This window comes from Candidatus Cryptobacteroides sp., from assembly GCF_056207615.1.
In genome coordinates this window covers 1-7,693 of the sequence record NZ_JBAEER010000128.1, presented here as the reverse complement: position 1 = coordinate 7,693, position 7,693 = coordinate 1, and the positions used below count along the sequence as shown (strand labels likewise).

The following is a 7,693-nucleotide window of genomic DNA, read 5'->3' as shown; positions in this document are numbered from 1 at the left end:
CAAACAACCAAACCACATGAAAAAGATATTCATCATCGCAGCTATGCTGCTCTGCTCGCAGGTCGCGCTGCTTGCAGGAAATCTCGCATTCTCGAAGATGCTCGGAGATAACATGGTGCTCCAGCAGAATGCCCCTGTCACAATCTGGGGAACCGCTGCCCCGCGTGCTGACGTAGCCGTAACCGGCTCATGGAACGGAACCACCGTCAAGGTGAAGGCAGACAAGGACGGCCACTGGGAGGCTGTGCTCAACACTCCTGCAGGCTCTTTCGACGCTCAGACCGTAAAGGTTGAGAGCGGCAGCGAGAGCATCGAGGCCAAGAACGTCCTCATCGGTGAGGTATGGTACTGCTCCGGCCAGAGCAACATGGAGATGACCCTCGGCGACGGAATGAACACCTACGTGGAAGGCTCTCTCGAGGAGATCGCACTCTCTGCACAGTACACAGGCGTAAGGCACATCACCATCAAGAGGGCTACACCTCTCGAGCCTGCTTGGGACGCCGAGGGCGAATGGCAGCTCTGCAACCCTAACAACGCTCCCCGCTTCAGCGCAGTGGCATATTTCTTCGCAACCAGGCTCTCAAAGGCTCTCAACGTTCCTGTCGGCGTGATCAACGCAAGCTGGGGCGGCTGCATGGTTTCTCCATGGATGAGCAAGGAGACCCTCAAGAACTACCCTGTCAACTTCGCTGACGCTACCGACAACTCGGTCAACGCGATGTTCAAGCCTTTCGTCATGTACAACGGAATGTTCAAGCCTGTGAGCAAGTTCGCCATCAACGGCATCATCTGGTACCAGGGCGAGTCGAACGTGAGCACCCGCTGCGACATCTACGCTGACATGCTCACCACCATGGCTAAGACCTGGAGGCAGGACATCGGCCGCGGTGACATACCTTTCCTCATCGTCGAGCTCGCACCATACGACTATCATGACGGCGAGTACGGACTCCAGGACGAGACCGGTCCGCTTCTCCGCGAGCAGCAGGCTATGGCAGCAAAGTCTATCCCTAACGCAGCCATCATCGGTACCAACGACCTTGCATATGACTTCGAGCTCACCCAGGTACACCCTTCACAGAAGAGGCAGATCGGCGAGAGGGCTTGCTTCATGGCCATGAACATGGCATACGGATACACAAACCTTCCTGCTTTCCACCCAACAGTCAAGTACGCTGTAGCTGACGGAAGGAAGGTAAAGGTATACTTCGACAATGCAAGAGGATTCAGGGGCGCTGACTTCATCGAGGGCTTCGAGATCGCCGGCGAGAGCGGCAACTACCACACCGCGACCAGCGCAAAGACCGCGTTCTCATTCCCTGGCGGCGCATGCGTCGAGCTTGAGTGCAAGGAGGTCGGCGAGCCTATGTACGTCCGCTACTGCTTCCATGACTTCCAGATCGGAGGTCTCAAGGGCACCAACGGTCTCCCTGCTATCCCATTCCAGGTAAAGATCACCCCAGCATCGGAGGTGCCAGCATCTCCAATGCCTCAGAGGCAGAGAACCGGTAACTACAACTAGTTTCTTCTGAGGAAGAGGTGGTGGTCGATGCATGAAGGGAGCTCCTCCAGATAATGCGTGACCATCACGAGGGTCTTCGAAGGATCCGAACAATACTCATTTATTATATTGCGAACCCGTGTTCGAGTCTGTTCATCCAGGCCGTGCATGGGTTCGTCAAGTATAAGGAGAGGCGGTTCCTTGACGAAGGCACGCGCAAGCAGGCAGAGTCTCTGCTCGCCGCTGGAGAGCTTGAGGAAGTTGCGCTCTGCAAGATCGCCTATGCCGAAGCGTTCCATCCACTTGCGGCAGCTCTCCCTCTGGGCATCGGATGGCCTGCGATGAAGTCCAACGGTATCGAAGATGCCGCTTGAGACTATGTCGAGAGCAGGCATGGCGTGGCTGTATGCTCGGTGCATCTCAGGGGACACGAAGCCGATGTTCTTCTTGATGTCCCAGATGCTCTCGCCCGTTCCCCTTTTTCTGCCGAAGAGTTCGATGTCGCAGGCGTAGGACTGAGGGTTGTCAGCATTCACGAGGCTGAGCAAGGTACTCTTTCCAGAGCCGTTCTCGCCGGTGAGGGCCCAGTGCTCGCCCTGCCTTACGACCCAGTTGAGATCCTTGAGTATGGTGCGGTTCTCGTATCTGATCGACACGTCGTTGAACCTGAGGACCTCGGCTACGTCTTTCCTTTCCTCGACGTCGTCCTTGATGTCGAGGGACACAGGCTCAGGCATCTCGTGAGGCTCGATGGCATACTTCGCACCGACCTTCATGCCTTCCACAGGGATGACATGGGTGATGAACGAAGGGATCTCATCCTCCCTCGCGAGAACGAGGACTATGGTGATGTGACTCTCCCTCACGAGCAGTTCGAAGAGGTCGGCAAGCTGCTGCCTGGTCTCGGCGTCGAGTCCGATGAAAGGGTTGTCGATGATCAGGACCCTCGGTACTGTGATCAGAAGTCGGGTAAGGAGGAACTTACGGAGCTCGCCGCTGGAAAGCGTGATTATATACTTGTCGTTCAGAGCCTTGAGGTGGAACATCTCCACGAGCTGTTCAAATCTCTTATGCTCCTCCGAGCTTTCAGGATAGCCGCTGAGGCTGCGTTCGAAGAGCTGGCCGATGGTCGGAGTCTCAGGGTCTATGTCCATCTGGTTCCACCTCTGCTGCATGTAGTAGCTCGCATCGGCAGCGCCATAGGAATCCCTGAACGTGATGTACTTCACGTTGTCGCTGACGTATTTCTTGTTGGATGGGGTGAAGTCATAGCGGATCGCGTCTCCCTTCACCCTGTAATGTCCTGTAAGGATCTCTATGAGCCTCGTCTTTCCTGAGGCATTGTCGCCGAGAATCGCCACCTGCTCCCCTGCCTCGATGCAGAGATTGATGGGCTCGGACATTGCAAATTCCGGCGTCACGACCACGCCGTCAACCACTTCGATAATCTTCTGGGCCATACTCTACTAAAAATCGTTTCAAATTTCGCACAGATTACTCACAATTGCAAAAAGAAATAGGTACATTTGTCGTATTATGACAGTAACCGCGACAATCATTATAGCAGTAGTCGCAGCCCTCCTGGCTGCGGCACTCACCTTCTTCATAATGTACACCACCCACAGGTCGAAGTTCGAAGAGCAAGACAAGCTCTATCAGGCACTTACGGCCAGTGAGGCGCAGGAGCACCACGAGGAGATACTCGGAGCCCGCCTCGCCCTCAACACCAAGGAGCAGGAACTCGAGTCCATGAAGCAGATTCTTGCCGAGAAGGAAATCAACTTCCAGAGGATGAACGCCGAGACCAAGAAGAGCTACGAGACCACCATCAACGCCCTCAAGGACTCTCAGGACAAGCAGATCACCGAGCTCAAGGAAAGCCAGCAGAAGCAGATATCCGAGCTCAAGTCTTCCCAGGACAAGCAGATCGCAGAGCTCAAGGCAGCGCAGGACAAGCAGCTTGCCGACATGAAGGAGGCCCAGGAGGTGCAGCTCAAGGCCCTCACCGACAGGATGACCGCCGACACCGAGAAGATACTCAAGCAGCGTGAGGAGGAACTCGCGAAGGAGAACAAGTCCGGAATGGACGAGATCCTCACCCCTCTCAAGGAGAGCATCAAGGAGATGAAGGAGGCCATGAGCAAGAACGCCGAGGCCCATATCCAGAAGAACACCGAGCTCTCAAAGCAGCTCGAGCAGGCGGTCAAGGAGATGAAGGAGAAGACCAGCGACATCGGCACCAAGGCTGACGAGCTCGCGGTCGCTCTTTCCGGAAAGCCTAAGATCCAGGGATGCTTCGGCGAGAGCTTCCTCGAGGACATACTCTCCCGCGAAGGCCTCGAACCTGACAAGCACTACAGCAGGGAGGTCGCCAACGACGACCACAGCCGTCCTGACTTCGTGTTCCACTTCAAGGAAGGAACGGAGCAGAAGGACCTCATCGTGGACTCCAAGGTATCCCTCACCGCCTTCATCAGGTACATGAACGCGGAGGACGAGACCACTCGCCAGGTGGCGCTTGCCGACCATGTCGCCAGCATACGCAAGCACATCGATGAGCTCGCCAGGAAGGAGTACGCACGCAAGGTCGAGGACAAGAAGAGGTTCGCCGACTATGTGCTCATGTTCATGCCGTACGACACCGCGTTCCGCATCGCCGTCGACGCGGAGCCCCTGCTCTGGCAGGAGGCCTATGGCAAGGGAGTGCTGATCACCACCGAGCAGACCATCGTCCCTTTCCTCAAGATCATGAAGCTCACCTGGAACAAGTACCAGCATGACGCGAACATGGCCGAGATCGAGAAGGCTGCGACCAACATGATCGACCGCGTGGGCGCATTCTACGACTCGTACAAGGACCTGGGCAAGAAGCTCAGCGCCGTGTGCAGGGAATACAACACAGGAATAGTCAAGCTTCAGGACCGCGGTCTGAGCATCACCACGGCCGCTCAGCAGGTAATGAAGTTCGGAATAAAGAGAAGCAAGGGCAAGGAACTCGAGGTTCCAAAGGAGAAGGTTACCCTCGACTCTTCGGAGGAAGGAGTGATCGACTTCGGCAGCTTCTAGTATCATACACTTAAAGATCAGAAAGCTATGGCAGCAGGAAAGAATTGGAGAAAGTTCTGCGGATGGACCCTCAAGACCCTCGGTTGGACCGCGGTGGAGCCACCATGTGAACACAAGAAAAGCATCATACTCGGAGTACCTCATACGACAATCTGGGATCTCGTGATCTCATACCTCTACTACACCTCGGTCGGCGGTGACGCCAAGGTCATGGTGAAGGACAGCGTATTCGTATGGCCGCTCACCCCTATTCTCAACTTCATGGGCGCCATCCCTATGGACAGGACCAGCCCGACCAGGATGTTGCTCAGCACCATCCATGCAATGAACGACAGCGACACTTTCCACCTCGCTATGTGCCCTGAGGGCACACGAAAGGCCACCAGGAAATGGAAGACCGGATACCACACCATCGCGAAGAAGACCGGCGCGACCGTGTATATCGGCTACTTCGACTGGGGCACCAAAAGAGTGGGACGAGGACAACCTATAGAACTTACCGATGACGCCAAGGCCGACACTGAGAGGATTCAGCAGATCTATGAATCCATGCATCTGGTCGGCAAGAACAAGGATTGCTACGTAACACATTAACATTCCCTAAAGGACGACATGGCAAGCAAGAGATTCTTCAAGAAGTTCAGCGAATCGTACATCGAGACGCTCTCCAAGCTCTACCACTACTCTACCAGCGTTTATCCCGACAACCAGCAGTCTGCTACCGTAGGCGGCACTCAGGGTTACACATTCAAGGAATTCAAGCGCACCTGCGACGGTGTGTCGAAACTTATGTCATGCTACGGCGTGGGTGCCGGCGACAGGGTCGCCATCCTATCGCAGAACATGCCGAACTGGGCCATCGCCTTCTTCGCCACCACCGCGTTCGGACGCGTATCCGTGCCTATCCTCCCGGACTCGTCGGCAAACGAGGTCACCAACATCCTCACCCATTCCGAGGCCAAGGTGCTCTTCGTTTCGAAGAGGATGCTCTCCAAGATCACCCCGGAGTGCATGGAGAAGCTCCCTCTCGTGATCGACATCGAGACACTCATCTCAATCAAGAAGGACCCAGAGGCCTTCACCTGCGACGGCCGCGTGACCGAGCCTAACGCAGATGACCTCGCAGCCCTTATCTACACCTCCGGCACCACCGGCAATGCCAAGGGCGTGATGCTCAGCCACAGGAATCTTTCGCACAACGTGATCTGCGCATACCACTGCTGGAAGACCAACGAGAAGGATTCATGGCTCTCCATTCTCCCTATGGCCCACACCTACGAGATGAGCATCGGATTCCTCTATCCTTTCTACGTGGGCGCATGCGTGAACTACCTCGGCAAGCCAATGTCGATCTCCGTTCTCATGAACGCGCTCAAGGAGGTGCGTCCTACCACCATACTCTCCGTGCCCCTGATCATCGAGAAGGTCGTGAAGAGCAACATCATCCCTACCATCAAGCGAAGCGTGCTGCTCTCGTGGATGGAGAAGAGGATGCCGCGCATACTCTACAGGATAGTCGGAAAGAGGCTCAAGAAGACCTTCGGCGGAAGGGTCAAGTTCTTCGGAGTCGGCGGCGCGAAGCTCAACACGGACGTCGAGCTCTACCTGCGCAAGCTCCACTTCCCTTACGCTATCGGCTACGGAATGACGGAGGCCGCTCCTCTTGTCTGCACCGCCAATCCTAAGGAGACATGGCCAGGCACCACCGGCCAGGCGGCTTACGGTGTGGAGGTCAAGCTTGATAATGTCGACCCTGAGACCGGCGAGGGCGAGCTCATCGCCCGTGGCGACAACATCATGCTCGGATACTACAAGGATCCGGACCGAACTCGTTCGGTATTCACAGAGGACGGATGGTACAGGACCAACGATCTCGCATCCGTGGACAGCAAGGGTCGATACTCAATCAAGGGTCGTCTCAACAACATGATCCTCGGTCCTTCCGGTGAGAACATCTATCCTGAGGAGATCGAAAAGGTCATCAATGACCTCAATCTCGTGACCGAGTCGCTCGTCCTTGAGCGCGATGGCAAGCTCGTCGCTCTCGTCCAGCTCGACGAGAACGTGCTCAACTACAAGATATCCAACGAGGACGAGATCCTCCAGAAGCTCGAGGCCACCAAGAAGTCCATCCTCGATTCTGTCAACAAGGTTGTCGGCAAGTCGTCGAAGATCTCATCCGTAGAGGTCATGGACGAGCCTTTCGAGAAGACAGCCACGATGAAGATCCGCCGCTTCCTCTACAAGAAGACCAACACCCCTGCTGCCGACAAGGCAAAGCAGGCCGGAGAGGACAAGAAGCCTTCTGACAAATAGATTCCGGCAAGCGGCCGGCATACAGGCCGGCATACATTATCCCTGGCACGAACTCCAAAAAACGCTTTGTTTTTGTACGTCGTGCCAGGTTTTTCGTCATTTTCGACCATTTCGCTGCCACGAACGCCAATAATCGGTCTGTTTTTGGCGTTCGTGCCATATCCCAAAGACGGCATGTATCCAACGTAACCGCCTCCGCGGGGATATCTTGACGCGCGTGATATGTATGCAGAGCATCTTTGGTTTGCTCTGGTTGATTGCCTTACCGTTGACCTTGCCCACGCATAGTGGACTTCGTACATAAGAGATACGTGAGACTATTATGGTGAGCTGAAACAATAACTCTGGCGGTGTATTTGGCGGTGTATTTGGCGGTGTAAAGTAAATTATGTAAATTTGGACTATGGAAGAAATACTCAAATACGATAAAATCTCGGAACCTCAGAAGTCTCAGAAAGCGCGACTATGGAAGACAGCCATTGGTCTGCAGGCTGTTGATGGTTTGCAGACATCTGAATATCTCATTGATGTCGCCAAGCAGCATATTGAAGGAGATATTACGATAGACGAGGCGGGGCATTACCTTAAGGAATATTATAAAGCCAAAAGAGATAGAGATGGTTCAGATGCGCGAAATGAGGAAGCTGACATAGTGTCTCAGAGAATTACAAAAATTCTGTCTGAGGGTGGTTTCTCGTTTACACCGGCATTTTATTGTGGCATACACCGTAAGCTGTTTGACGGAATCTTCAAATTCGCCGGACAGATAAGAGACTATAATATCACGAAAAAAGAATGGGTCCTGTC

The 7,693-nt window shown here is 54.6% G+C and carries 6 protein-coding genes; 5 read left to right on the top strand and 1 reads right to left on the bottom strand.

Annotated elements, in window-relative coordinates:
- Positions 1-16 precede the first annotated feature (16 nt).
- On the top strand, positions 17-1,525 hold the full coding sequence (locus AC06ND_RS07545; RefSeq protein ID WP_475678378.1) for a sialate O-acetylesterase: 1,509 nt from the start codon (positions 17-19) through the stop codon (positions 1,523-1,525).
- Here the strand turns inward: AC06ND_RS07545 and AC06ND_RS07540 are convergent.
- The gene (locus AC06ND_RS07540) at positions 1,522-2,964 is read right to left on the bottom strand and encodes an ATP-binding cassette domain-containing protein (protein WP_475678377.1); all 1,443 of its coding nucleotides are present in this window, start codon (positions 2,962-2,964) and stop codon (positions 1,522-1,524) included. The two genes, AC06ND_RS07545 and AC06ND_RS07540, sit on opposite strands and share 4 nt — an antisense overlap.
- Before the next feature lie 76 nt (positions 2,965-3,040).
- Here AC06ND_RS07540 and AC06ND_RS07535 point away from each other — a divergent pair, with 76 nt between their 5' ends.
- The 4 genes from AC06ND_RS07535 to AC06ND_RS07520 all read left to right on the top strand — a co-directional run.
- Positions 3,041-4,570: a DNA recombination protein RmuC gene (locus AC06ND_RS07535; protein WP_475678376.1), complete on the top strand. Its 1,530-nt coding sequence runs from the start codon at positions 3,041-3,043 to the stop codon at positions 4,568-4,570.
- Between the two features lie 27 nt (positions 4,571-4,597).
- A complete protein-coding gene (locus AC06ND_RS07530) occupies positions 4,598-5,164 on the top strand; it encodes a 1-acyl-sn-glycerol-3-phosphate acyltransferase (RefSeq protein WP_475678375.1) in 567 nt (188 codons plus the stop codon).
- An 18-nt stretch (positions 5,165-5,182) separates the two neighbouring features.
- A complete protein-coding gene (locus AC06ND_RS07525; protein WP_475678374.1) occupies positions 5,183-6,886 on the top strand; it encodes an AMP-binding protein in 1,704 nt (567 codons plus the stop codon).
- A 403-nt stretch (positions 6,887-7,289) separates the two neighbouring features.
- Positions 7,290-7,693 (top strand): antitoxin VbhA family protein (locus tag AC06ND_RS07520; RefSeq protein ID WP_475678373.1); only part of this gene is annotated, 404 nt, incomplete at its 3' end.

Coding starts and splice junctions, on each gene's coding strand:
- AC06ND_RS07545 (WP_475678378.1), top strand. CDS start 17: ATGAAAAAGATATTCATCATCGCAGCTATGCTGCTCTGCTCGCAGGTC.
- AC06ND_RS07540 (WP_475678377.1), bottom strand. CDS start 2,964: ATGGCCCAGAAGATTATCGAAGTGGTTGACGGCGTGGTCGTGACGCCG.
- AC06ND_RS07535 (WP_475678376.1), top strand. CDS start 3,041: ATGACAGTAACCGCGACAATCATTATAGCAGTAGTCGCAGCCCTCCTG.
- AC06ND_RS07530 (WP_475678375.1), top strand. CDS start 4,598: ATGGCAGCAGGAAAGAATTGGAGAAAGTTCTGCGGATGGACCCTCAAG.
- AC06ND_RS07525 (WP_475678374.1), top strand. CDS start 5,183: ATGGCAAGCAAGAGATTCTTCAAGAAGTTCAGCGAATCGTACATCGAG.